General features: G+C 72.5%; 20 protein-coding genes and 1 pseudogene. 6 read left to right on the forward strand and 15 right to left on the reverse strand.

Annotation, left to right across the window (positions count from 1 at the left end; genetic code table 11):
- Window positions 1-191 precede the first annotated feature (191 nt).
- The 4 genes from ald to ACFWBD_RS37035 all read right to left on the reverse strand — a co-directional run bounded on the left by ald (window position 192) and on the right by ACFWBD_RS37035 (window position 6231).
- Entirely contained in the window at window positions 192-1316 is a 1125-nt protein-coding gene (gene ald / locus ACFWBD_RS37020) for an alanine dehydrogenase (RefSeq protein ID WP_171396390.1), read from the reverse strand.
- Window positions 1317-1452: 136 nt separating this feature from the next.
- Complete coding sequence (locus tag ACFWBD_RS37025) at window positions 1453-3630, reverse strand: tetratricopeptide repeat protein (protein WP_385677083.1); 2178 nt, start codon at window positions 3628-3630, stop codon at window positions 1453-1455.
- Between the two features lie 217 nt (window positions 3631-3847).
- Window positions 3848-4474 carry an NUDIX domain-containing protein gene (locus ACFWBD_RS37030; RefSeq protein WP_385677085.1) on the reverse strand — a complete coding sequence of 209 codons (627 nt, stop codon included), beginning with the start codon at window positions 4472-4474 and terminating at the stop codon, window positions 3848-3850.
- A 92-nt stretch (window positions 4475-4566) separates the two neighbouring features.
- Window positions 4567-6231 (reverse strand): CTP synthase, encoded by a 1665-nt coding sequence (locus tag ACFWBD_RS37035; RefSeq protein ID WP_385677088.1) that lies wholly within the window; start codon window positions 6229-6231, stop codon window positions 4567-4569.
- Between the two features lie 469 nt (window positions 6232-6700).
- On the opposite strand from ACFWBD_RS37035, the gene ACFWBD_RS37040 reads away from it, so the two are divergent.
- The 3 genes and pseudogenes from ACFWBD_RS37040 to ACFWBD_RS37050 all read left to right on the forward strand — a co-directional run bounded on the left by ACFWBD_RS37040 (window position 6701) and on the right by ACFWBD_RS37050 (window position 10718).
- The gene (locus ACFWBD_RS37040; RefSeq protein WP_385568344.1) at window positions 6701-8503 is read left to right on the forward strand and encodes a glycoside hydrolase family 15 protein; all 1803 of its coding nucleotides are present in this window, start codon (window positions 6701-6703) and stop codon (window positions 8501-8503) included.
- A gap of 29 nt (window positions 8504-8532) precedes the next feature.
- Window positions 8533-8969 (forward strand): annotated as a pseudogene (locus tag ACFWBD_RS37045) (FAD-binding protein); the annotation flags it as partial.
- A 105-nt stretch (window positions 8970-9074) separates the two neighbouring features.
- Window positions 9075-10718 (forward strand): PucR family transcriptional regulator, encoded by a 1644-nt coding sequence (locus ACFWBD_RS37050; protein WP_385677129.1) that lies wholly within the window; start codon window positions 9075-9077, stop codon window positions 10716-10718.
- 3 nt (window positions 10719-10721) lie between these two features.
- On the opposite strand, the gene ACFWBD_RS37055 is transcribed toward ACFWBD_RS37050, so the two are convergent.
- From ACFWBD_RS37055 to ACFWBD_RS37080, 6 genes are all read right to left on the reverse strand, one after another.
- Window positions 10722-11852: a glycosyltransferase family 4 protein gene (locus tag ACFWBD_RS37055; RefSeq protein WP_385677091.1), complete on the reverse strand. Its 1131-nt coding sequence runs from the start codon at window positions 11850-11852 to the stop codon at window positions 10722-10724.
- 209 nt (window positions 11853-12061) lie between these two features.
- On the reverse strand, window positions 12062-12823 hold the full coding sequence (locus tag ACFWBD_RS37060; RefSeq protein ID WP_385677094.1) for a hypothetical protein: 762 nt from the start codon (window positions 12821-12823) through the stop codon (window positions 12062-12064).
- Between the two features lie 79 nt (window positions 12824-12902).
- The gene (gene recN / locus ACFWBD_RS37065; RefSeq protein WP_385677132.1) at window positions 12903-14621 is read right to left on the reverse strand and encodes a DNA repair protein RecN; all 1719 of its coding nucleotides are present in this window, start codon (window positions 14619-14621) and stop codon (window positions 12903-12905) included.
- 131 nt (window positions 14622-14752) lie between these two features.
- Window positions 14753-15664, reverse strand: a complete 912-nt coding sequence (locus tag ACFWBD_RS37070) for an NAD kinase (protein ID WP_385677098.1) — start codon at window positions 15662-15664, stop codon at window positions 14753-14755.
- Window positions 15661-16476: a TlyA family RNA methyltransferase gene (locus tag ACFWBD_RS37075; RefSeq protein ID WP_385677101.1), complete on the reverse strand. Its 816-nt coding sequence runs from the start codon at window positions 16474-16476 to the stop codon at window positions 15661-15663. Before ACFWBD_RS37075 ends, ACFWBD_RS37070 begins: the two co-directional genes overlap by 4 nt.
- 7 nt (window positions 16477-16483) lie before the next feature.
- The gene (locus ACFWBD_RS37080) at window positions 16484-16792 is read right to left on the reverse strand and encodes a hypothetical protein (protein WP_385677104.1); all 309 of its coding nucleotides are present in this window, start codon (window positions 16790-16792) and stop codon (window positions 16484-16486) included.
- A gap of 42 nt (window positions 16793-16834) precedes the next feature.
- On the opposite strand from ACFWBD_RS37080, the gene ACFWBD_RS37085 reads away from it, so the two are divergent.
- Complete coding sequence (locus ACFWBD_RS37085; protein WP_385677107.1) at window positions 16835-17182, forward strand: SCP2 sterol-binding domain-containing protein; 348 nt, start codon at window positions 16835-16837, stop codon at window positions 17180-17182.
- On the opposite strand, the gene ACFWBD_RS37090 is transcribed toward ACFWBD_RS37085, so the two are convergent.
- The 4 genes from ACFWBD_RS37090 to ACFWBD_RS37105 all read right to left on the reverse strand — a co-directional run bounded on the left by ACFWBD_RS37090 (window position 17166) and on the right by ACFWBD_RS37105 (window position 21305).
- Window positions 17166-18050, reverse strand: coding sequence for an ABC transporter ATP-binding protein (locus ACFWBD_RS37090; protein WP_385677109.1), 885 nt, complete (start codon window positions 18048-18050; stop codon window positions 17166-17168). The genes ACFWBD_RS37085 and ACFWBD_RS37090 overlap by 17 nt on opposite strands.
- The gene (locus ACFWBD_RS37095) at window positions 18047-19108 is read right to left on the reverse strand and encodes a FecCD family ABC transporter permease (protein ID WP_385677111.1); all 1062 of its coding nucleotides are present in this window, start codon (window positions 19106-19108) and stop codon (window positions 18047-18049) included. Before ACFWBD_RS37095 ends, ACFWBD_RS37090 begins: the two co-directional genes overlap by 4 nt.
- Window positions 19105-20148, reverse strand: coding sequence for a FecCD family ABC transporter permease (locus ACFWBD_RS37100; protein WP_385677114.1), 1044 nt, complete (start codon window positions 20146-20148; stop codon window positions 19105-19107). Before ACFWBD_RS37100 ends, ACFWBD_RS37095 begins: the two co-directional genes overlap by 4 nt.
- 128 nt (window positions 20149-20276) lie before the next feature.
- The gene (locus ACFWBD_RS37105) at window positions 20277-21305 is read right to left on the reverse strand and encodes an HAD hydrolase-like protein (protein ID WP_385677117.1); all 1029 of its coding nucleotides are present in this window, start codon (window positions 21303-21305) and stop codon (window positions 20277-20279) included.
- A 73-nt stretch (window positions 21306-21378) separates the two neighbouring features.
- Between ACFWBD_RS37105 and ACFWBD_RS37110 the strand changes: the two genes are divergently transcribed.
- Window positions 21379-22662 (forward strand): DUF1015 domain-containing protein, encoded by a 1284-nt coding sequence (locus tag ACFWBD_RS37110; RefSeq protein ID WP_385677120.1) that lies wholly within the window; start codon window positions 21379-21381, stop codon window positions 22660-22662.
- A gap of 65 nt (window positions 22663-22727) precedes the next feature.
- Here ACFWBD_RS37110 and ACFWBD_RS37115 read toward each other — a convergent pair whose 3' ends face one another.
- Window positions 22728-23579 carry a hypothetical protein gene (locus ACFWBD_RS37115; protein WP_385677135.1) on the reverse strand — a complete coding sequence of 284 codons (852 nt, stop codon included), beginning with the start codon at window positions 23577-23579 and terminating at the stop codon, window positions 22728-22730.
- Window positions 23580-23636: 57 nt separating this feature from the next.
- Here ACFWBD_RS37115 and ACFWBD_RS37120 point away from each other — a divergent pair, with 57 nt between their 5' ends.
- Entirely contained in the window at window positions 23637-24716 is a 1080-nt protein-coding gene (locus ACFWBD_RS37120) for a hypothetical protein (RefSeq protein WP_385677137.1), read from the forward strand.
- Window positions 24717-24885 lie beyond the last annotated feature (169 nt).

The following is a 24885-nucleotide window of genomic DNA, read 5'->3' on the forward strand; positions in this document are numbered from 1 at the left end:
TTTCGCCGGTGTACGAATCGGTCGAAGCGTTACGTTCGAGGCGAGTTGGCCGAGAGCCGCAAAGTGACCATACACACATCCGGCCGGACCTTGTCGGGCAAGGTCCGGCCGGGCGTGCGGGGTTGACGACCTGTGTTGACGTATCGCCTTTTTCCCCGGGGTGACTTGGCCGAGCGGCTCGGCGCGGCGGCTCAGCCGAGCAGTTGGTCCAGCTCCATGTGCTCCAGGCCGTGCGCCTCCGCGACCTCGCGGTAAACGACCTTGCCGTCATGGGTGTTGAGACCCTTGGCCAGCGCGGCATCGCGGCGCAGCGCCTCCACCCAGCCCTTGTCGGCGAGTTCGACGATGTAGGGCAGCGTGGCGTTGGTGAGCGCGTAGGTGGAGGTGTTGGGGACCGCGCCGGGCATGTTGGCGACGCAGTAGAAGACCGACTCGTGGACCGGGAAGGTCGGCTCGGCGTGAGTGGTCGGACGGGAGTCCTCGAAGCAGCCGCCCTGATCGATCGCGATGTCGACAAGGACACTTCCCGGCTTCATCCGGGACACGAGCTCGTTGGTGACCAGCTTGGGGGCCTTGGCGCCCGGGATGAGGACGGCGCCGATGACGAGGTCCGCCTCCAGGCAGGCCTTCTCCAGTTCGAAGGCGTTGGAGACGACCGTCTGGATCTTCGTACCGAAGATCTTGTCGGCCTCCTTGAGCTTGTTGATGTCACGGTCGAGCAGCGTCACGTGGAAGCCCATGCCGATGGCGATCTGCGCCGCGTTCCAGCCGGAGACACCGCCGCCGATGACGACCGCCTTGGCGGCCAGCACGCCCGGCACGCCGCCGGGCAGCACACCACGGCCGCCGTTGGCGCGCATCAGGTGGTAGGCGCCGACCTGGGGGGCCAGCCGGCCCGCGACCTCGGACATCGGGGCGAGCAGCGGCAGCGCGCGGCTCGGCAGCTCGACGGTCTCGTAGGCGATCGCCGTGGTACCGGACTCGACGAGGGCGTCCGTGCACTCCTTGGACGCGGCCAGGTGCAGGTAGGTGAAGAGCGTCTGGTCCTTGCGGAGGCGGTGGTACTCCTCGGCGATGGGCTCCTTGACCTTCAGCAGCAGGTCGGCGGTGGCCCACACCTCGTCGGCGGTCTCGAGGATGCGCGCGCCGGCGGCCACGTACTCCTCGTCCGTGATGGACGAGCCGACACCGGCGTTGCGTTCGACGACGACCTGGTGGCCGTGGCGCACCAGTTCGTGCACACCGGCGGGGGTGATGGCCACCCGGAACTCGTTGTTCTTGACCTCGCGGGGGATGCCGACCTTCACGTCGATCACGGTCCTTGGCTCAGTAGATGTGGGGGCACAGCGAAGACATACCCGGAGATAGCGGACACACCGGGATGCACCGCAGGAGAACGTGCGGCAGAGCCAGTCTAATGAAGGCGTTCCCGCTGTCTAGCCTTTCATTGCATCAATCTTCAGCGGGTGTACTACGGATTTCGCAGGTGTTAGCGCGGTGTTCCAGGAGATCGGACCGGTCTGGCCCTGCCGCTGACTCTGATTCCGGCCCCGGCTCCGGCTCCGGCGTCGGCCCCGACTCCGGTCCCGGCTTGGGTTCCGGCATGGATTCCGACTTCGACTCCGGCTCCGGATCGCGGTCCGGGAGCTCCTCTCCCAGGATGCGCTCGGCCGCGACCCGGTGCAGGCCGGCCGCCACCGGGTCGCCGAGCCGCTCCAGGGTGTCTGCCAGCCTCAGCTGCACCGCGGCCTGGAGACGCGTGTCCTCGGCTCGCCGGGCCCACTCCACCGCCTCCTGGCAGGTGCGCAGCGACTCCTCCGGGCGCCCCGCGTACTCCTGGACCCGGGCCAGCTCGCTCAGCGCTCGCGCTTGCGCGCCCACGTCGCCGTTCTTGCGGTGCCCGGCGGCCGCGGCCCGCCAGGCCCGCTGCGCCTCGCCGTAGCGGCCCGCGTAGGTGTGCGCGGTGGCGATACGGCCGTAGAGCCGGGCGGCGTCCGCGCGCTCGTCGCGGGCCAGCCGCTGGGCGAGGGCCCGTCCGAACCAGTCGGCGGCCCGGTCGTAGTCCCCGAGTTCGAGATGGGCGCCGCCTACGGATTCCATCGCGCGCCCGATCGCATACGGGTCGTTCGCCTCGCGTCCGGCGTCCAGCGCGGCCCGATACCGCACCAGTGCCTCCGCCGTGCGGCCCGTCCTGGCGTCGACGTCGGCGAGGTTCAGCAGGGCGGCGGCCTTCTCGCGGGGCAGGTTCCGGCGCTCGGCCACGTCCAGGACGAGCCGGTGGACGCCGTACAGGTCGGGCGCCGCCGCCTGGGTGCCGAAGTGCGCGACCATCGCCCTGACCAGCTGGGACATCAGGCGGCGGGCCAGGGTGTCCAGCTCGCCGTCGGCGACCGCCAGACGGGCCGAGGCGAGCAGGGCGGGCCGACGGACCCGCAGCCAGTCGGCCGCCGCGCGCGGGGTGGGGAAGCGCAGGGCGCTGGGCAGGCCCTGGAGCTTCTCGCGGGCCTGGGGGTTGTCGGTCTCGGTGATGGCCCGGCAGGACTGGAGCAGCCGTACCGTCCGCTCCAGCATGCGCGCCCGGGCCAGCTGGAGCTCGGCCGGGCGGTCGTGGGTCTCGGCCGCGGCGCGCAGCAGGGGGTACAGGCAGGCGGGCACCTCGTACTGGGGCAGCGGGGAGTCCAGGGTCCGCAGCAGGCCCAGGGCGGCGAGGTCGCCCAGGGTGGTGTGGGCGGCGCCCACCGAGCAGCCGGCGAGCGCGGAGGCGGTGTGCGGGTCGGCGAGGCCGGCCGGGGCCAGGCAGAGCAGTCGCAGTATCCGGGCGGCGGGGGCGGGCAGCGTGGCGTGCACGAGCCGGAAGACCCGGCTGAGCGGGGAGCCCTCGTCGCCCTCCGCGTGGAGCTGCTTGGCGAGGTCGGCGACGGCCGCCTTGGGGCGGGCGGCGAGCCAGCCGCCCGCCAGGTTCAGCGCGGCAGGCTCGCCCTGGCATGCCTCCACGAGGCCCTCGGCGGACCGCGGGTCGACGGTGATGCGGACCGAGCCGGTGTACCGGCTCAGCAGTTCGAGGGCGGACTTGGTGTCCAGGCCGCCCAGGGTGCAGGGGCGGACGTCCGCGATGCCGGTGAGCGGTCCGGCGGAGACGGCGACGAGGAGGCACTGGGGGGTGTCCGGGAGCAGCGCGTCGACCTGTTCGGCGCCGGCCGCGTCGTCGAGCAGGAGCAGCACGCGGCGCTCCGCGAGGGTCTGGCGCAGGACGGCCGCGAGATCGTCCTCGTCGGCGCCCGGCGGGGTCGGCACGTCCAGCGCGGTGAGTAGTTCACGGGCGGCCCGCTCGACCGGCACGGGGGTGCCGTCGGGCTCGGCGAGGCGGGCGCGCAGGACGCCGTCGCGGTAGCGGTCGGCGACCTGCCTGACGAGTTCCTCGGCGAGCGCCGTGCGCCCTGAGCCGGGCCGCCCGGCGATGAGGAGCACGCGCGCGCGTGGCGCTTTCTTTCCGGAGATGGTGTCCAGCCCCGCGCGCTCGATGTCGGCCCGCAGTTCTTTCAACTCCCGGACCCGGCCCAGGAAATGGCCCTCTGTCGCAGCGTGTCCCGACAGCTGCACGCCGCCTGTGTCCACTGCCTGATCCGTCACGGGCCACACTCCCGTCCCACCGCACGCGCAAGCCCGCCGGGACTCCGGATCGGGCGATTCCAGAGCCTAGTTCACGCTCTGCGACGTTCCGGGTGGAGTACGGCGGGCACGGCCGGGACGTCCCCCGATCGGATCAGCCGATCGTCACACCGGACGGGGCGGGGCCGCCTCGAAAAAGGCGGTCCCGGGAGGGCGGAGGAGGGCGGAAGAGAGCGCGTCACGCCTCGAACGGGCGCGCCGGCCAGGGCGCCTCGGCCGGGCGCAGCGCGTCGAGACCGTCGCCGGTGCGCGCGGCGACCAGGGAGAGCACGCCCACGACGAGGCAGTTGCTGTGCACGTCGCCCGCGAGCACACCCCGGACGAGCTCGTCGACCGGCACCCGCGCGTGCTCCATGTCGGCCTCCTCGTCCTCCACCTCGAAGCGCTCCCCGTCGGCCTCGGACAGGTCGCGGGCCAGGAAGACGCGCACCGACTCGTCACAGCCGCCCGCGGTGGGGTAGACGTCGGTCAGCACCCGCCAGTCCTCGGCCTTGACGTGCGCCTCCTCGTACAGCTCGCGCTGGGCGGCGTGCAGCGGGTTCTCGCCGGGCACGTCGAGCAGCCCGGCGGGGATCTCCCACAGCTTCTGCCGCACGGGGTGGCGGTACTGCTTGATGAGCAGGACACGGCCCTCCTCGTCGAGGGCGAGGACGGCCACGGAACCCGGGTGGACCTGGAAGTCCCGGCGGACCACCGAGCCGTCGGGCATGACCACCTCGTCCGTGCGGACGGAGGTCTTGTTGCCGACGAACGGGGTCTCGCTCGACCGGATCTCCCACGCCTCGGGGGTGTCCTTGACCGTCATGCCATGCGTCCTTCCACGTGCCACGTGCGCAAACGAAAACCGGGGTGCCCACCCTTGAAGGTTTGCACCCCGGCCACCGTACAACCGGTGTGTTACTTCGAAGTCTTCTCCGCCTCGACGGTCCGCTGGACCGCGGCCTTCACGAGGCCGGCGAACAGCGGGTGCGGACGCGTGGGCCGCGAGCGCAGCTCGGGGTGCGCCTGCGTGGCGACCAGGTACGGGTGGACGTCCCGCGGGTACTCGACGTACTCGACGAGCTTGCCGTCCGGCGAGGTGCCGGAGAACAGGATGCCCGCCTTCTTCTCGAGCTCGGCGCGGTAGGAGTTGTTCACCTCATAACGGTGCCGGTGGCGCTCCTCGACGTACTCCTTGCCGTCGTACACCTCACGGACGATCGAGCCCTCGGCCAGCTTGGCCGGGTACATGCCCAGGCGCATCGTTCCGCCCATGTCGCCCTCGCCGGCCACGATGTCGAGCTGCTCCGCCATGGTCGAGATGACCGGGTGGCCGGTGGCCGGGTCGAACTCGGTGGAGTTGGCGTCGCCGATGTCGGCCAGGTTGCGCGCGGCCTCGATCACGATGCACTGCAGGCCCAGGCACAGGCCCAGCAGCGGGATCCTGTTCTCGCGGGCGTAGCGGATCGCGCCGACCTTGCCGAGCACACCGCGGTCGCCGAAGCCGCCCGGGATACAGATCCCGTCGACGTCCTCGAGCTGCGCCTTGGCGCCCGCCGGGGTCTTGCAGTCGTCCGACGTGACCCACTTGATCTTCACGCGGGCCTTGTTGGCGAAGCCGCCGGCGCGCAGCGCCTCGGTGACCGAGAGATAGGCGTCGGGCAGGTCGATGTACTTGCCGACCAGGGCGAGGGTGATCTCGTGGTCGGGGTTGTGGACGCGGTCGAGCAGGTCGTCCCAGGTCGTCCAGTCCACATCACGGAACGGCAGGTCCAGCTTGCGGACGACGTAGGCGTCCAGGCCCTCTCCGTGCACGGTCTTGGGGATGTCGTAGATCGAGCGGGCGTCGGGGCAGGCCACGACCGCGTCCTCGTCGACGTCGCACATCAGCGAGATCTTGCGCTTGATCGCGGCCGGCACCTCACGGTCGGAGCGCAGCACGATCGCGTCCGGCTGGATACCGATGTTCCGCAGGGCCGCGACCGAGTGCTGGGTCGGCTTGGTCTTCAGCTCACCCGAGGGACCGATGTACGGCAGGAGCGAGATGTGCACCACGAAGACGTTGTCCCGGCCGACCTCGTGACGGACCTGGCGGACCGTCTCCAGGAACGGCAGCGACTCGATGTCGCCGACCGTGCCGCCGACCTCGGTGATCACGACGTCGACCTCGTCCGTGGCCATCCGGCGGATGCGGTGCTTGATCTCGTTGGTGATGTGCGGGATGACCTGCACGGTGTCGCCCAGGTACTCGCCGCGCCGCTCCTTGGCGATCACCGTCGAGTAGATCTGGCCTGTAGTGACATTGGCGGAGCCGTCCAAGTCACGATCGAGGAAGCGCTCGTAGTGTCCGATGTCCAGGTCGGTCTCGGCGCCGTCGTTGGTGACGAACACCTCACCGTGCTGGAAGGGGTTCATCGTGCCCGGGTCGACGTTCAGGTACGGGTCGAGCTTCTGCATCACGACGCGCAGACCCCGTGCCTTCAGCAGCATGCCGAGGCTGGAGGCCGTCAGGCCCTTGCCGAGCGAGGAGGCGACACCCCCGGTGACGAAGATGTGCTTGGTCGTCGTGGATTTGGGCGTCATGGCCAAGAGGGGGCTCCCGTGGTCGCGATTCGGAGGTGCGGTTCGGGGGCTTCGAGACCACCGGTCCACGGGCTACCAGGGTATCAGCGCCTCAGGGAGATGGCTTCCGGCCACGCTCCGCGCACGGGCCGACACGGGCGGCCCCCGAGCACCGGTTCCTCACCCGTTGCTCACCCGTTCGGCCCACCCGCGTTGTCCGGAGCGGCACGCAGATCATCTACGTGCGTCGTATCCTGCTCGGACACTCGCTGCCGAGCCCGGTCGGCAAGACGGCACACCCCAGTCCGTATCCCCACCGGAACAACGAGAGCTCGTCAGTTCGTTGAGCAGGAATCGGCGTTTTGCCTATATGGCTGAGCGGCTGCTTTGCTTCACCGCTCAACGACGCATTACAAACGACCCCTTGACCGCACTAGCGACAGCCCCCGTTCCACACGGGGGTGACGTGGCCGTTCGACTGGAGTTGCACGTGGCCGGGCGCATCGAAGATTACGCACTCATCGGAGACATGCAGACCGCCGCGCTGGTCTGCCGGGACGGCACAGTCGACTGGCTGTGCCTGCCCCGCTTCGACTCGCACGCGATCTTCGCCGGTCTGCTCGGCACCGAGGAACACGGGTTCTGGCGCCTCGGCCCCGCGCACGCCTCCGACGCGCCCCCGCCGCGCGCGGCCCGGCGCACCTACCGGGGCGACTCGCTCATCCTGGAGTCGGAGTGGGACACCCCGCGCGGCACGGTCCGGGTGACCGATTTCATGCCCCCTCGCGACGGCGCGCCCCAGCTGATCCGGATCGTCGAGGGCGTCTCGGGCCGCGTCCCGATGCGCTCCGCGCTGCGGATGCGGTTCTCCTACGGCCGGGTCGTGCCGTGGGTGCACAAGCACGAGGGCCGCACGGTGGCCGTCGCGGGCCCGGACTCCGTGTGGTTCGACACCGAGTGCGAGACCTACGGCAAGTCGCTGACCACGTACGCCGACTTCACGGTCGCGCCGGGTGACCGGATCGCGTTCACGATCTCGTGGGAGCCCTCGCACAAGCAGCCGCCCGCGCTGCCCGAGCCCGAGCAGTCGCTCCAGGCGACCGAGGACTTCTGGCGCGAGTGGGTCGAGCACTGTACGTACCACGGCCCCTACCGCGAGGCAGTGATCCGCTCGCTGATCACGCTCAAGGCGCTGACCTACGGCCCGACCGGCGGCATCGTCGCCGCGCCCACCACCTCCCTGCCCGAGGACATCGGCGGCGTCCGCAATTGGGACTACCGCTACACCTGGCTGCGCGACGCGGCCATCACCCTGTCCTCGCTGCTGCGCACCGGCTACCGCGAGGAGGCCCGTGCCTGGCGCGAGTGGCTGCTGCGGGCCGTCGCGGGCGACCCCGAGAACCTCCAGATCATGTACGGCATCGCGGGCGAGCGCGAGCTGGGCGAGGCCGAGCTGGACTGGCTGCCCGGCTACGAGAACTCCGGCCCGGTCCGGGTCGGCAACGGCGCCGCGCACCAGCTCCAGCTGGACGTCTACGGCGAGGTCACCGAGGCCCTGCACCTGGGCCACATGACCGGCCTGGCCCGCAACGACTACGCCTCCCTGCTCCAGCTCAAGCTGATCCGCTACCTGGAGCAGCACTGGGACGAGCCGGACGAGGGCATCTGGGAGGTGCGCGGCCCGCGCCGCCACTTCGTGCACTCCAAGGTCATGGCCTGGGTCGCCGTCGACCGCACGATCAAGCTGATCGAGTCCGGCGACGCGGACGGCCCGCTGGAGAAGTGGCGCGAGCTGCGCGACGACATCCACCGGGACGTGTGCGAGAAGGGCTACGACAAGGAACGCAACACCTTCACCCAGTCCTACGGCTCCAAGGAGCTGGACGCGTCCCTGCTGCTCATCCCGCAGATGGGCTTCCTGCCCCCGGACGACAAGCGCGTGATCGGCACCATCGAGGCGATCCAGCGCGAGCTCTCCACCCCGGACGGCTTCATCCTGCGCTACCCCACCTCGGGCGGCGACGAGGGCGTCGACGGCCTGCCCGGTGACGAGGGCGCCTTCCTGGCCTGCTCGTTCTGGATGGCGGACGACCTCGCGATGATCGGCCGGGTGGACGAGGCCCGCAAGCTGTTCGAGAAGCTGCTCTCCCTGCGCAACGACCTCGGTCTGCTCGCCGAGGAGTGGGACCCGCGCCTCCAGCGCCAGGTCGGCAACTTCCCGCAGGCCTTCAGCCACGTCCCGCTGATCGACACGGCCCTGCGCCTGACGGCGTCGGGCGCGTACGGCGGCTGAACAGGACCGACACGGCCCGCCCGCCTACGCTGGGAGCCAACAGCCCCTTCCCGGAAGAGGGCGGCCCCACGGCCTCCCCGTCGAAGGCGGGCGCGGCGCTGTCCGCGCCGCGCGAGGAACCGGTCGGCGACGTGTTCGCCCCGGAGGATCAGGGTCACGACGAGGCCCGGGCCGTCTTCGACTCGATGATCGACCGGCGGCCCGCGGTGATCGCCCCGTACGTGGACGAGTCCGACGTCGTACGGTCGGTGCGCTTCCCCCGTGACCTGGTCCTGCCCGTCGCGGTGCGCGGCGGCGGACCCAGCGTGGCGGGCATGGCACCGGGCGACGGGGCCCTCGTGGTGGACCTGCGTCGTATGCGCGCGGTCACCGTCGACCCGGCCGCCGAGGCGGTACGGGTCGCGGGCGGGGCACGATGACCGATCTGGGCCGCGCCTGCCGGCCCCACGGACTCGCCACGACCGGCCACGGCCACCACACTGAGGTCCACGGCCCGCCGCTGCCCGGCGACGGCCGGCCCATGCGGGCACGGAGATGTCACCGGCACGTCCGCGCAGGTAGCGTCCGCTGCATGGACAGCCGCACGGACCACCGATTCGACAGCCAGAGCGCCGGCATCACCGTGCGGCGCGCGCTGGAGCTGCCCGGCCTGCGCAGCGGGCTCCCCGAGATCCTCGCGGGCGCCGACCGGCTGGGCCGCACGGTGCGCTGGGTGCACGCGGGCGAGGTCCCGAACATCGCCTCGCTGCTCAAGGGCGGCGAGCTGCTGCTGACCACCGGCTACGGCCTCGGCACCCGTCCGGCGGAGCAGCGGGTGTTCGTCCGCACCCTGGCCGAGCGGGGCATCGCGGCCCTGGTGATCGAGCTGGGCCCGCGCTTCACCCGGCTGCCCGCGGCCCTGGTCGAGACGGCGCGGGCGACCGGGCTCCCCCTGGTCCAACTGCACCGTGAGGTGCCGTTCGTGACGGTCACGGAGGAGATCCACACCGAGATCGTCAACGGGCACTACGCACTGCTCCAGCAGGCCGAGGAAGTGCACCGGCGCTGTACGGAAGCGCTGCTCGGCGGGGGCGGGATACCGCAGGTCCTGGGCATCCTGGCGGACTTCAGCGGCAACCCCGTCTTCCTGGAGACGACCGAGGGCCAGCTCCTGTACGCCGCCGGAGCCGGGCCCGAGGGCGCGGACCCGCTCCAGGTGTGGGAGGGCCTGCGCGGGCCGCACAAGGAGGCGCCGCCGCCCGCCGGCTCGGTGCTGGTGGACGTGCCCGGGGGCGGGCCGGGGGCGGGTTCGGTACGCGCCCGGCTCGTGCTGCTGCCCGTGCGCGCCCCTCTCGCACCCGTGCACCGGATCGCCGCCGACCGGGCGGCCGGGATCCTGGCCGTGGTGCTGATGCAGGCCCGCCAGGAGGAGGAGCTCGCGGCTCGCGGCCGGGGCGACTTCCTCACCGACCTCGCCGAGGGCCGGATCGCCGCGGAGGACGCTCCGGCGCAGGCGCGCGTCCTCGGCTTCAAGCCCGGCACCAGTCCGCTGCTCCCGGTCGTCATGCGGCTGGGCGACGGCCTCTCCCCCGGCGGGGGCTGGGCGGTGCTGGCGCGGGCGGTCGCGGAGGAGCTGGCGTCGGTCGGTGTGCCCGTGCTGCTGGGCGTGCGGCCGGTGGAGGGGCGGGTGCCGCTGCTGCTGGGCCTGCGGTCGGAGTCGGAGCGCTCGGCGGTGGCGGACCGGGTCGCGGCGGCGCTGCGGGCCGGGGTGGAACGGGCCGGGATGCAGCGGCCGGGGGCCCAGCCGCCGGTGGTGGTGGTCGGGGTGGCGGGCGGCTGGGCGGCCGCCTCTGCGGGCCTCAGACACGCGGCGGAGACGGCGACCGCCGCGCAGGGCCTGCCGGACCGCCCCTGGTACGACGCCCGCCGCCTGGACATCGACCTCCTGTTGTGGCGGTTGCGCGACCAGCCGGACCTGGCGGCCTTCGTGGAGCGTGCGATCGGCCCGGTCCGCGACCACGACCACCGCTCCAAGCCGCCTCTGCTGCCCACCCTGGAGACCTATCTGGCGCACGCCGGCCGTAAGGCGGAGACGGCCCGCGAGCTGCATCTGAACCGCCAGACGCTGTACAACCGCCTCGCCCGCATCGGCGAGTTGCTCGGCACCGACCTCGACGACCCGCAGACGGTCCTGGCGTTGAGCCTGGCGCTGCGGGCGCGGCGGCACGTGGCGTAGGGCTCAGATCATCGGCTGAGGCTGTGTCAGCTCGTCGTAGACGCTGAGGACCTGGGCGACGGTCTCGTCCTCGGTGGGCCAGCCGGCCGCCTGCCGGGTGCCCAGGTCCCGCAGGAGTTCGGCCCGTTCGGGGTCGTCGAGGAGGCGTACGACGGCTGCGGCGAAGGCCGCCGGATCGTGCGGCGGGACCAGTTCGGCCGCGTCGCCGACGAGTTCGCGGACACCCCCGGTCAGAGTGGCGACGAGCGGTACGCGCGCGTGCAGGGCCTCCTGTGCCAGGACCGACCGGGACTCCCCGCCGCCGCCGGGCAGCAGCGCGAGGTCGGCGGCGGCGAGCAGTTCGCCCACGTCGTCGCGGCGCCCCAGCAGCCGGACCGGCAGCTCCTCGCCGTCGATCTGGCGCTGGAGCTCCGCCCGCTGCGGCCCCTCCCCCGCCACCACGACCAGCGGCACGGGGTCGAGGCCGCGCCAGACCCGCGCGGCGTCCAGCAGCAGTCCGTGACCACGGTGACCGTCCAGGGAACCGACGGCCATGCACAACGGGCGTCCCATGGCGCCGAGTTCGGCCCGCAGCTTCGAAGGCGGCGGTTCGGACTCCTCGTGGCCCTCGGTCCGGCGGGGTCGGGGCAGCGCCACGGCGGCGAGCCGTGCGTCGCGCGCACCGGTCCTGCGGGCCCGGTCGACGAGGTCGGAGGTGGTGCCGAGGACCACGGTCGCCGTCCTCGCGACCCGGCGTTCCAGCAGCCGCAGCAGATGGGCGCGGGCCCCTTCGGCATGCGCGCGGTTGTGCCAGGTGACGATGAGCGGGGTGCGCCGGCCGCCGAGCGCGAGGACGGCCCGGAACGAGGCGTGCAGTCCGTGCGCGTGGACGAGATCGGCGTCCGTGCAAGCCGCCCGGAGCGCCGCCACGGACCCGGGATCGCTGCTGCGCGGCACGTGCACGTGTTCGGCTCCGGCGCCCGTGAAGTCGTAGGTGTCATCCGCCTCGCCGGGGGCGCACACCGTCACTCGCACGCCCCGCGCGACGAGCCCGGCGGCCAGGGAACGCACGTGCGCGCTGCTGCCGGCGTTGCCGCCGCCCAGCACCTGCACGGTGCGCAGCGACGACTGGCCGTGCGGTGAGTGGCTGCTCACGTGGCCGGGGCTCCTGGTTCGGCGTCGGACGGTCACGAAGAAACGTACAGAAGGACCGGGCGGAGGGGTGGACCGCTGGCGTTCCTCCACGTACTACGCCCAAGGATGCCAGCACGTACGGGTGTTCCGTGCCGCCGAGCGCCCTGACACTCGGTCACAGGACCCCTCTCATCACCCACACGGGTGAGAGAAGTCGGGGTTCCGTTCGATTACCCGAGTGCTGACCTCGCCGCCTCGCTCACCCGCTCCCCGTACACCGCCGCGGCCACTACGGCGGCGGCGTGCGCGAGCAGGCCCGCACGGCCGTTGCCGGCCACCACCGCCGTCCCGAGCAGCGCGCCGAGCGCGTGCGCCCCGCTGTCGCCGAGCATCTCCCGCCCGCTCAGATCCTCGGGCAGAACGGCCGCGGCGGCTCCGACCGCCACGGCGGACACTTCACCCGCCGCCCCCGCGCGCAGCAACCCCGGCGCGCCCAGGGCGAGGACGACGCCGGCGGCCCGTCCGGGGCGCACGTCCACGAGGTTGACGAAGTGCGCCGCCCCGGCGATCACCACCCCCGCCAGCACCTTGTCCAGGGGCCGTTCCTTCAGCAGGGTCCCCGCCACCAGCCCGGCCGCCGAGATCCCGAACAGCTTCACGGCCCCGCTCGTGACCTCGCCCTCCTGCAACGCGCCCAGGTGGGCCCGAAAGCCCCGCCGCGCGTCACCGGCGCCGACGACATCGTCGTACGCCCCGCAGGCCCCGGCGGCCGCCACGGCGAACGCGGCGGCCGGAGCCGTCCGCCCGGCCGCGAGCGCGCCCGCCAGGGCGGCGGCGGGGCCCCAGTACAGCCCGACCGTCAGCCCGGCGTGGTTCTCGCGCTCCCAGCGTGCGCGCCCTCCGGGCGCCGCGGCGCGCAGAACGGCCGCCGTCGCCCAGGTCAGCCCGGCCGCCGCCGCGAACGCCGGGCCCCGTCCCCTCGGTGTGAACATGCCCTCACCCTAAGGAACCCGCGACGACCGCCCCGCACCCGGACCGGCCGGGCCGTGTCGGCGTCGGCGCCGACCGTCTCTAGCGGTCCGCGCGGGCCGTGGCCAGCAGTTCCTCCGCGTGCGCCCGGGCCGTCTCGGAGTCCTCCTGGCCGGCGAGCATCCGGGACAGCTCCCGGATGCGGTCCTCGCCCTCCAGGACCTTCACGCCGGACCGGGTCACCGACCCGTCGTTGGTCTTCTCGACCAGCAGCTGCCGGTCGGCGAAGGCGGCGACCTGCGGCAGGTGGGTGACCACCACGACCTGAGCGGTCCTGGCGAGCCGCGCGAGGCGCCGCCCGATCTCGACCGCCGCCTTGCCGCCCACACCCGCGTCGACCTCGTCGAAGAGATACGTCGGCACGGGATCCGTGCCCGCGAACACGACCTCGACGGCCAGCATCACGCGGGAGAGCTCACCGCCGGACGCGCCCTTGGCGATGGGCCGTGGCGGCGCGCCCGGGTGCGGGGCGAGCAGCAGCTCGACCTCGTCCACGCCGGCCGGCCCGTAGGCGACCGGACGTCCGCCGACCTCGACGCCCTCCGGGTCCTCGGTCTGCCGGATGTCGAACGACACGCGCGCGTGCGGCATGGCGAGAGAGGCCAGCTCGGCGGTCACGGCGGCGGCGAACCGCTCGGCGGCCTCCGTGCGCGCGTCCGTCAGTGTCTGCGCGAGGCCGCCGAGCTCGCCGCGCAGCGCGTCCCGTTCGGCGGTCAGCTCGTCGATGCGCTCGTCGTCGCCGTCCAGTTCGGTGAGCCGGGCGACGCTCTGCTCGGCCCAGACGAGCACCGAGTCCACGTCCCGCCCGTACTTGCGGGTGAGCCCGGTGAGCGCGGCCCGCCGCTCCTCGACGGCCGACAGCCGCAGCGGATCGGCGTCGAGGTCGTCGGCGTACCCCGCGAGCTCGCCCGCCACATCGCCCAGCAGGATCCCGATCTCCCCGATCCGGTCGGCGAGCGCGGCCAGCGCCGGATCGTGCGACCTGACGGCCTCCAGGGCCCGCTGTGCGCCCGCGACGAGCGTGGTGGCCTCGATGCCCTCGGGATCCTCCGGATTACCGGCGAGAGCGGCGTGAGCGGCCGTGGCGGCGGACGACAGCGCTTCCGCGTGCCCGAGCCGCTCGGCCTCCTCCGCCAGCTCCACGTCCTCACCGGCGCGCGGTTCGACGCCGGCGATCTCGTCCAGCCCGAAGCGCAGCATGTCGGCCTCCTGGGCCCGCTCACGCGCGCGCGTGACGATCTCGTCCAGCTCGACCGCGACGGCCCGCAGCCGCCGATAGGCCTCGGTGTACTTGGCGAGCGGCACGGTCACCGCGTCGCCCGCGTACCGGTCGAGCGCCTGCCGCTGCCGGGACAGCTTCAGCAGCCCCTGCTGGTCGGTCTGCCCGTGGACGGCGACCAGCTCGTCGGCGAGCTCGGCGAGCACGCCCATGGGTACGCTCCGCCCGCCCACATGCGCCCGCGACCGCCCCTCGGCGGAAACGGTACGGCTGATGAGCAGCGCACCGTCGTCGAGCTCGGCCCCGGCCTCCTCGGCCCGTACCAGCACCGAGGCGTTCGAGGGCACGGAGATCCGCCCCTCCACGACCGCCTTCTCGGCGCCGATCCGCACGAGCGCGGGATCAGCGCGCCCGCCCAGCAGCAGCCCGAGGCTGGTGACCACCATGGTCTTGCCCGCGCCCGTCTCACCCGTGACAGCGGTGAAGCCTGGCGACAGCTCGACGACCGCGTCGTCGATGACTCCGAGCGACCGTATCCGCATCTCCTCCAACACGGACAAGACCTTACGAGGTCGGGGGGAGGAAGTGCGACGCCCCCCGGCCCCACAGCGCGAAGCGGCAGGTGGACGAAAGCGGAGGGGCCTCACTTATCACCCACGCGAGTGGACGTGCCTCACGGCTGGTGCCGGGCCCCTCGCCACCCGGAGACGGGCAGGGCGAACTTCGCCACCAGCCGATCCGTGAACGAAGCGTGATGCAGCCGGGCCAGCCGAACCGGCACCGCCCCCCGCCGCACCTCGACCCGGGCCCCCGCGGGCAGCTCGACGGTCCGCCGCCCGTCGCACCACAGCACGCCCGGCGGAATGTGCGGCAGCACCTCCACCGCGAGCACGGAGTCGGGCGAGGTCACCAGGGGCTTCGCGAACAGCGCGTGCGCACTGATCGGCACCATCAGCAGCGCCTCGACCTCGGGCCACACCACGGGCCCGCCCGCCGAGAACGCGTAGGCGGTCGATCCCGTCGGCGTGGACAGCACGATCCCGTCGCACCCGAAGCCGGTGACCGGCCGCCCGTCGATCTCCAGCACGACCTCGAGCAGTTTCTCCGCGCCCGCCTTCTGCACAGCCGCCTCGTTCAGCGCCCAGTCGGTGTGCACGATGTCCCCGTTGCGGTGCACGACGACATCGACGGTCATGCGCTCCTCGACCTCGTACGACTTCGTCACCACCCGGTCGACGACCTTGTCCAGGTCGTCGCGCTCGGCCTCGGCGAGGAAGCCGACGCTCCCGAGGTTGACGCCGAGCATCGGCACCCCGGACGCCCGCGCGAACTCCGCGCCGCGCAGCAGCGTGCCGTCGCCGCCGAGGACGATGAGCAGCTCGCACCCCTCCAGGCACTGCGGAGTGGCCTCGGAGACCAGCTCCACCTCCTCCGGCAGGGGCAGGTCGGCGGCCTCGTACTCCAGGACGCGCACCCCGATGCCCTCACGCAGCAGCCCCTTGACGACCAGCTCGGCGCTTCGGATGGCCGCGGGCCGCCCGGTGTGGGCGAGCAGGAAAACAGTACGAGCTCGGTTCTGAGTCAACGCGGCCCCTCCGCAACTGCACGGTCAACATCGGCCGGGTCGAGGGCAGGCGCCCCGGCCCTGAGCCACAGAAAGTACTCGACGTTGCCCGAAGGCCCGGGCAGCGGGCTGGCGGTGACGCCCTTCACCCCGAGCCCCAGGTCCCACGCCTTCCCGGCCACGCCCCGCACCGCTTCCGCCCGCAGCTGCGGACTCCGCACGACACCCCCGCTGCCGAGCCGTTCCTTCCCCACCTCGAACTGCGGCTTGACCATCATCACCAGGTCCGCGTCCGGCTCGGTGCACCGAGCCAGGGCCGGCAGCACCAGCCCCAGCGGGATGAAGGACAAGTCCCCCACGACAAGATCCACAGGCTTCCCATCGATCGCTTCAAGCGTCAACTCGCGTACGTTCGTACGGTCCTTGACGGTGACGCGTTCATCGCTCTGAAGAGACCACGCGAGTTGTCCGTATCCGACGTCGACGGCGACCACGTGCGCGGCCCCCGCCCGCAGCAGCACATCGGTGAACCCGCCGGTCGACGCGCCGGCGTCCAGCGCCCGCCGCCCCTCCACCACGAGCCCCTGCGGCACGAACGCGGCCAGCGCCCCGGCGAGCTTGTGGCCGCCCCGGGACACGTAGTCGGGGTCGTCGCCGTCGACGGCTACGACGATCGCGGCCGCCGTCTCGACCTGGGTGGCGGACTTGGTCGCGACGCTCTTGTCGACGGTGACCCGCCCGGCGGCGATCAGCTGGCCGGCATGCTCACGCGAACGCGCGAGCTTGCGGCGGACCAGCTCCGCGTCCAGACGGCGTCGTGCGACTCCTGCCACGTTCGGTTCAGCTCCTGTGTCGATATGCCGTCGGGGGCGCCGGAGGTCCCGGGTGGGCGTCGAGCGCGGTGAGCGCGTCACGCAGCCCCCGGTGCACATCCTCGTACACCTCGACGTGTCCGTCGGTGGCGAGGTGGTCGGCGTCGGACAGCCGGTCCAGCAGGGCGTCCACCTCCGCGTCGCCGGTGGGGGCCCGGGGGACGTCCAGCGGGGCGGGAGCCCCGGGATCGTGCTCCTGCTCCTGCTCCTGCTCCTGCTTCTCGGGCACGGTCTCCGGGGCGGTCTGCGTCCCGGTCTCCGGCGCTGTGTCGCTCATGCGAAGACGCTACCTCGAACGCCTGCGGTACCGTCGATCGCGATGGCCACGATCGAGGAGTGCCACGCCGCACTCGAGAAGCTCTCGGACAACATGCGCAGCGCCGACGGGGACGTCCGGACAGCCGCCGCCCTGGACCGTTCGGTGAGCTGCCGGATCACCGACCTGGACGTCACGTTCGTCGGCCGTATGACGGACGGCCGCATCGTCGTGCAGGACACCCTTCAGGGGCCTCCCGTGGAGAAGGCCCAGATCAGGCTGACCATGACGGGCGACGATCTGGTCGCGCTGGTCGCCGGCGAGCTGAACTTCGCGAAGGCCTGGGGCTCGGGGCGGGTGAAGCTGGAGGCGGGCCTGCGCGATCTGTTCCAGCTCAGGAGACTTCTGTAGCGACCGCCCGCTCCATCCGTACGCGTGCCTTCCGCGCCGCCGGAACCACCAGCGGGGTGCCCGTCTCCGGGTCGTCGATGACCTGGCAGCGCAGCCCGAAGACCTCCTCCACCAGCCCGGCGTCGACGATGTCGTTCGGCGCGCCCTGCGCGATGACCTCGCCGCCCTTCAGCGCGATCAGGTGGGTGGCGTACCGGGCCGCGTGGTTGAGATCGTGCAGCACCGCGACAAGCGTGCGCCCCTGCTCCTCGTGCAGCTCCGCGCACAGATCCAGCACGTCGATCTGGTGCTGGATGTCGAGATAGGTCGTCGGCTCGTCCAGCAGCAGCAGCGGTGTCTGCTGGGCGAGGGCCATCGCGATCCACACGCGCTGGCGCTGGCCGCCGGACAGCTCGTCGACATGGCGGTCGGCGAGCTCGGCCACCCCGGTCTGTGCCATGGACTCCTGCACGACCCGCTCGTCCTCGGCCGACCACTGGCGCAGGATGCCCTGGTGCGGGTAGCGGCCGCGGCCCACGAGGTCCGCGACGGTGATCCCGTCGGGCGCGATCGACGACTGCGGCAGCAGTCCCAGCGTCCGCGCGACCTTCTTCGCGGGCATCGACTGGATGACCTGCCCGTCGAGCAGCACCCGGCCCCGGCTCGGCTTCAGCATCCGCGACAGCGCCCGCAGCAGCGTCGACTTGCCGCAGGCGTTCGGGCCGACGATCACCGTGAAGGAGTTGTCCGGTATCTCCACCGACAGCTGTTCGGCGATGACCCGCTGGTCATAGGCGAGGGTGACGTTCTCGGCGGACAGGCGGTTCACGGTGCTCCTTCGGTTGTTCCGGTCGGCCGGGCGGCCCTTGTCGTCGACCGCGCCGCTCATATCCGCCCCGCCCGGCGCTCGGTGACGAGGAGCCACAGCAGGTACACCCCGCCCAGCACACCGGTGACCACGCCCACGGGCAGCTGCCCGTCGCCGAAGAGCCGTTGCGAGGCCCAGTCGGCGGTGACCAGCAGGGCCGCGCCCATGCACAGGGACGGCACGAGGTTGGGCCCGGGCGAGCGGGTCAGGCGCCGGGCGAGCTGCGGCGCGGTGAGCGCCACGAAGCTGACGGGGCCCGCGGCGGCGGTGGCGGCCGCGGTGAGCAGCACGGCGGAGACCATCAGCACCAGCCGGACGCGCTCCACCCGCACCCCCAGCGCGTGGGAGACGTCGTCGCCCATCTCCATCATCCGCAGCCCGCGCCCGTTGGCGAGCACGAGCGGCACGAGCACACAGACCAGCACGAGCAGCGGCCAGACCTGCTTCCAGTCACGGCCGTCGAGGGTGCCGGTCATCCACACGACCGCGCGGGCCGCGTCGACGAAGTCGGCCTTGGTCATCAGATAGCCGTTGACCGCCGTCGCGATCGCCGAGAGGCCGATGCCGACGAGCACCAGCCGGTACCCGTGGACGCCCCGCTTCCAGGCCAGCAGGTAGAGGAGGGTGCCGGTCGCCAGGCCGCCCACCAGCGCGCCGGTGGCCACCTGGGCGGTACTCCCGGAGAACAGCACGATCATCACGAGCGCGCCGGCCGTCGCGCCCTGCCCGAGCCCCAGCACGTCCGGGCTGCCCAGCGGGTTGCGCGACACGGCCTGGAAGAGCGCACCGCCGAGCCCCAGCGAGGCCCCGACGAGCAGACCCACGAGGACCCGCGGCAACCGCAGTTCGTTGACGATGAACTCCTGGCCGGCGTTGCCGTCGCCGAGCAGCGTCTTCACGACGTCGCCGGCCGGGATCGGGAAGTCGCCGGTTCCGATCAGCACCACGCTCGCGGTGAGCGCGGCCGCCACCAGCGCGGCGACGACGATCAGTGCCCGCGGCTCCAGCCGGACGGAGAACCCACCCGGAGTGCGCAGCGCCCGAGGGCGGCGGTGGGGGATCTTCTGCGCGGTCTTCACAGCTGGGCCGTCCTCCGCCGTCGTACGAGAAAGATGAAGACCGGGCCGCCGATGATCGCGGTGATGATGCCGACCTGGACCTCCGAGGGCCGGGCGACGACCCGGCCGATGACATCGGAACCGAGCAGCAGCACCGGCGACAGGACGGCCGCGTAGGGCATGATCCAGCGCAGATCGGGGCCGGTGAACGAGCGGACGATGTGCGGGACCATCAGTCCGACGAACACGATCGGGCCGCAGGCGGCCGTCGCGGCACCGCACAGCACGGTCGCGGCCAGCATCGACAGCGCCCGGGTGCGGTTGAGATCGGCGCCCAGCGCCTTGGCGGTGTCGTCGCCCATCGTCACGGCGTTCAGCGGCCGGGCGAGGGCGAACGCGAGGAGGGTGCCGACGACCAGGAAGGGCAGCACCTGCCGGATGGTCTCGTCGGTCGCCGTGGACAGCGAACCGACCGTCCAGAACCGCATCCTGGCGAGCGCCGCGTCATCCATGATCATCACGGCCTGGAGATAGCCGTACAGCGCGGCGCTGATCGCCGTGCCGGCGAGCGCGAGCCGCACCGGCGTGGCTCCCCGGCTCCCGCCGAGGAACCAGACCAGCGCGCCGACGGCGGCCGCCCCGAAGAACGCGAACCACACATAGCCGGTCAGGCTCGTGACGCCGAAGTAGGTGATGGCGGTGACGACGGCCGCCGAGGCGCCCGCGTTGATACCGAGCAGCCCGGGGTCGGCCAGCGGATTGCGCGTCAGCGCCTGGAGCACGGCGCCGGACAGCCCGAGCGCGGCCCCGACGAGCAGCCCCAGCACGGTCCGCGACAACCGCTCGTCGACCACGACGTCCGCGTACGTCCCCGAGTCCTCGAACAGCCCGTGCAGGACCTGCGCGACGGACAACTCCTTGGCCCCGACGGCGATGCTCACCACCGCCACCAGCAGCAGGACCGCCACGGCGGCGAGCAGCCCGACGGACCGTACCGCCCGGCGTCTGGGAGGCGCGGGGGCGGTCTCCGCGCGCTGTTCGGGAACACTGTCGACCAACACGCAGTTAGGTTAGCCTACCCTGCCAACATGCTTCGATCCCTGGTCACGCCCGTGCCGGGGCTCACCGAATCACCGCTCCGCGACCCACCGCCCGCTCCTCGCCCGGCCTCTTCCGGCGGCCGGGAGGTTCACAACCCCAGCCGCGCCAGCGCCTTCCCTCCGTCCAGCCCACAAGTCCCGTCACCGGCCGCCGTCCAGGCCGCCGCGCACAGCGCCCGCAGCCCGTCCATGGTCTCGCCGTCCCCCGCCAGCTCCAGATGCTCGGCGCCCGCGCTCGCCGTCCAGCCACCGCACCGGAAGCCGTCACCGTCCACGGCGACCTCGGGCTGACCGGTGAGCATCCCCCGCAGATCGCTGTCGACATACGTCGGCCGGTGCTGCGGCGGCGCGGCGAGCAGCCGCGCCCCGTCGGTGACACCGGTGAGGACGAGCAGCGAGTCGACCTCGCCGTTGAACGCCCCCTCGATGTCCGTGTCCAGCCGGTCCCCGACGACCAACGGCCGCTCGGCGCCGGTCCGCAGGATCGTCTCCCGGTGCATCGGAGGCAACGGCTTGCCCGCGACCTGCGGTTCGGCGCCGGTCGCGATCCGCACGACCTCCACCGCCGCACCGTTGCCCGGCGCGATGCCACGCCCGCTGGGAATCGTCAGGTCGGTGTTGGACGCGAACCACGGGACCCCGCGCGCGACGGCGTACGAAGCCTCCGCGAACCGCCCCCACGGCAGATCGGGCCCGCCGAACCCCTGCACCACGGCCGCCGGATCGTCGTCCGCCGACTCCACCGGCTCGAGCCCGCGCTCGCGCAGCGCGACCCGCAGCCCCTCCCCGCCGATCACCAGCACCCGCGAGCCCGTCGGCACCTGCTCACTGATCAACCGCGCGACCGCCTGCGCCGAGGTGATGACGTCGTCGGCGTCCGTCGGTATCCCCAGCTCCGTCAGATGCCCGGCCACCGCGTCCGGCGTCCGCAGCGCGTTGTTGGTGACGTACGCGAGATGCATCCCGCCCGCCCGCGCGGTGGCCAGCGACTCGACGGCGTACGCGATCGCGTTGCCCCCCGCGTACACCACCCCGTCCAGGTCGAGCAGCGCCGTGTCGTACGCCTCGCTCAGGGCCTGCCCACTGCCCTCGGGCCTCGTCCTGACGCTCCGGCTCATTCCACATCGCTCCTCGTTCGTTCCGCTTTCCCCCGATCATCCCGCATGCCACCGACACACGTACGATGCCGGGATGAACTCAGCGGGTCACTCGGAAGCAACGGCGCCCCGAGGCCTGGAACTCACCCCGTTCCGAGGCCTGCGCTACGACCCCGACCGGGTCGGCAGTCTCGCCGCCGTCACCTCCCCGCCGTACGACGTCGTGGTCCGCCCCGACGGCCTGCACCACCTCCAGGACGCGGACCCGTACAACATCGTCCGCCTGATCCTGCCCCAGGCCACCACTCCCGCCGCCCGCAACGAACAGGCCGCCGACACCCTGCGCGGCTGGCTGTCCGAGGGCGTCCTGACCGCCGACCCCGAGCCCGCCCTGTACGTCTACGAGCAGCGGCACGCGGACGGCATGCTCCAGCGCGGCCTGATCGGCACCCTGCGCGTCTCGGAGCCGTCGGAAGGCATCGTCCTTCCCCACGAGGACGTCATGCCGCACATCGTCGCGGACCGCGCGGCCCTGATGCGCGCCACGCACGCGAACCTGGAACCCCTCCTCCTCACCTACCGCGGCAACGGCACGGCGGCCGAGATCGTGGACCGGGCGGCGGAGCGTCCCCCGCTGCTCTCCACCACCACCGAGGACGGCTACAGCCACCGCCTCTGGGCGATCACCGACCCCACCGAGACGGCCCGGGTCCTCGCGGACCTCGCCCACCACCAGGCCCTCATCGCCGACGGCCACCACCGCTGGGCGACCTACCTGCGGCTACGCGCGGAGCACCCGTCCCCCAGCCCCTGGGACCACGGTCTCGTCCTTCTGGTCGACACCGCCCGCTACCCCCTGCGCGTCCGCGCCATCCACCGCCTCCTGCACGGCCTTCCGGTGGCCGACGCCGTGGCCGCGCTCGACGGCCGGTTCCGCGTCCAGCGCCTGGACGTCCCCCTCACGGAGGCCCTCGACGCCCTCGCGGACGCGGCCTGCGCGGGCAACGGGTTCCTGCTCGCGGGCGACGGCGCCTTCCATCTCGCCGACCGACCGGACCCGGCGCTGCTCGACCGCACGATCCCCGCCGACTTCCCCGAGGCCTGGCGCACCCTGGACGCCACGGTCCTGCACGCCACGCTCCTCGATCACATCTGGCACATCCCGCAGGACGACCCCTCCCGCATCGCCTACATCCACGACACGGCCGCGACCGTACGCAAGGCGGAACGCGACGGCGGTACGGCGGTCCTCCTGCACCCCGTCCGCGAAGAGGTCGTCCGCGAGCTCGCCCGGCAGGGCGTCACGATGCCCCGCAAGTCGACGTCCTTCGGCCCGAAGCCCGCATCGGGCCTGGTCCTGCGCGCACTCGACCTCTGAACGCACGAAGGGGCGGGACCCGGTCGATACCGGGTCCCGCCCCTTGCCGCTGCTACCGGCCTACGTCAGTCCTCGTCACGGTCGACCACACCGTGCCCGGCCTCGTCACTGCCGGCCTTGCCCTCGGCCGGGTCCTCGGCCTCTTCCGCGTCCGTCGCCTCCTCGACGACGTCCCCGTCGGACTCGGTCTCGGACTCGGCCCCGTTCTCGTTCTCGGTCTCGGTCTCGGTCTCGGTCTCGTCCAGGGCGTCGACGAAGTCCACCCCGTCCAGCTCGGCGAGCCGGTCGGAGGCGTCCGTGCTGCCGTCCCGGTCGGCCTCGATGGCCTTCGCGAACCACTCCCGCGCCTCGCCCTCACGCCCGGCGGCCAGCAGCGCGTCGGCGTACGCGTACCTCAGCCGCGCGGTCCACGGCTGGACGGAGCCGGCAGCCAGCTCGGGACTCTGCAACGTCACGATGGCCGCGTCCAGTTGCCCCATGTCACGCCGGGCGCCCGCCGCGACGAGCCGCATCTCCACCTGGCCGGCCTTGTCGAGCTTGTTGGCCTCGGGAGCGCCGGCCATGTCGAGCGCCTTCTCCGGCCGCCCGAGCCCACGCTCGCAGTCGGCCATGACGGGCCACAGCTCGACACCACCGGACATCCGCCGCGCCGCACGGAACTCGGCGAGCGCCTCGCTGTACTTCTGGGTGGCGTACGCGGCGAACCCGGCCGCCTCCCGTACGGCGGCGACACGCGAAGCGAGCCGCAGGGCCACCTTGGAGTACCCGTAGGCACCCTCGGGGTCCTCATCGATCAGCCGGGCGACCATCACCAGGTTCTTGGCGACATCCTCGGCGAGCGTCTTGGGCAGGCTCAGAAGCTCCTGCCGTACGTCCTTGTCGATCTCGTCACCGGTGACGTCCTCCGGAATCGGCAGCCGCTTGATCGGCTCCCGGTCCCGGTCCCGCTCGTCGCGGAAACGAGGCCCGCCACCATGCCGGTCGTCCCGACGGTCATCGCGCCCGTCACGGCCCCGGAATCCACCGGACCCACCGGGCCGTCCACCACGGTCGTCCCTACGGGGGCCACGGTCGTCCCGAGGACCGCGGAAGCCACCACGCTCGCCGCCCCGGTCGTCACGACGGTCATCGCGGCGGTCGTCGCGGCGGAAGGCCGGGCGCTCACTGCCCCGGTCGTCACGACGGAACGGCGGACGCTCGCCGCCACCCCGGTCGTCACGACGGTCATCGCGACGGTCGTCACGACGGAAGGCCGGGCGCTCACTGCCCCGGTCGTCACGACGGAACGGCGGACGCTCGCCGCCACCCCGGTCGTCACGACGGTCATCGCGGCGGTCGTCGCGGCGGAACGCGGGGCGCTCACTGCCCCGGTCGTCGCGGCGGAAGGGCGGACGCTCGCCCCGGTCGTCCCGGCGCGGCCCACGGTCACCGCGGTCGTCACGCTGGAACGCCGGACGAGAACCACGGTTGTCGTCACGACGGTCATCACGACGATCGTCCCGGCGGCCGAAGCCACCACGGTCACGATCCCCGCCCCCACCACGACTGTCGTCACGACGGAACGGGGGACGCTCGCCGCCACCCCGGTCGTCGCGGCGGTCATCGCGGCGGAAGGCCGGGCGCTCACTGCCCCGGTCGTCACGACGGAACGGCGGACGCTCGCCGCCACCCCGGTCGTCACGACGGTCATCGCGACGGAACGCGGGGCGCTCACTGCCCCGGTCGTCGCGGCGGAAGGGCGGGCGCTCGCCCCGGTCGTCCCGGCGCGGCCCACGGTCACCGCGGTCGTCACGCTGGAACGCCGGACGAGAACCACGGTTGTCGTCACGACGGTCGTCTCGGGGACCACGGAAACCTCCGCGCTCACCACGATCACTACGGCCACGGTCGTCGGGACGGTCATCGCGTCGGCCAGAACCGGCACGGTCGTTGTCGCGACGGAAACCGCCACGCTCCCCGCCGTTGCCGCCGCGGTTGTCACGGTCCCCACTACTGTCCCGTCGCCGCTGGTCGCGCTCCGGTCGATCGTCGGGAGAGTTGGTGGACATCGGTGACTCCTGTCTTCGGTACCGCAAACATTCTCGCGCACCCGGGTACCCGGCGCGCTACAGAAAAACAAAAAGGACCCCTGGTCCCAGCTGAACGCTGGGACCAGGGGTCCTTCCAAAGATTGTTCGGCGGTGTCCTACTCTCCCACAGGGTCCCCCCTGCAGTACCATCGGC

The organism is Streptomyces sp. NPDC060002 (assembly GCF_042737245.1).
In the GTDB taxonomy this organism is placed as follows: domain Bacteria; phylum Actinomycetota; class Actinomycetes; order Streptomycetales; family Streptomycetaceae; genus Streptomyces.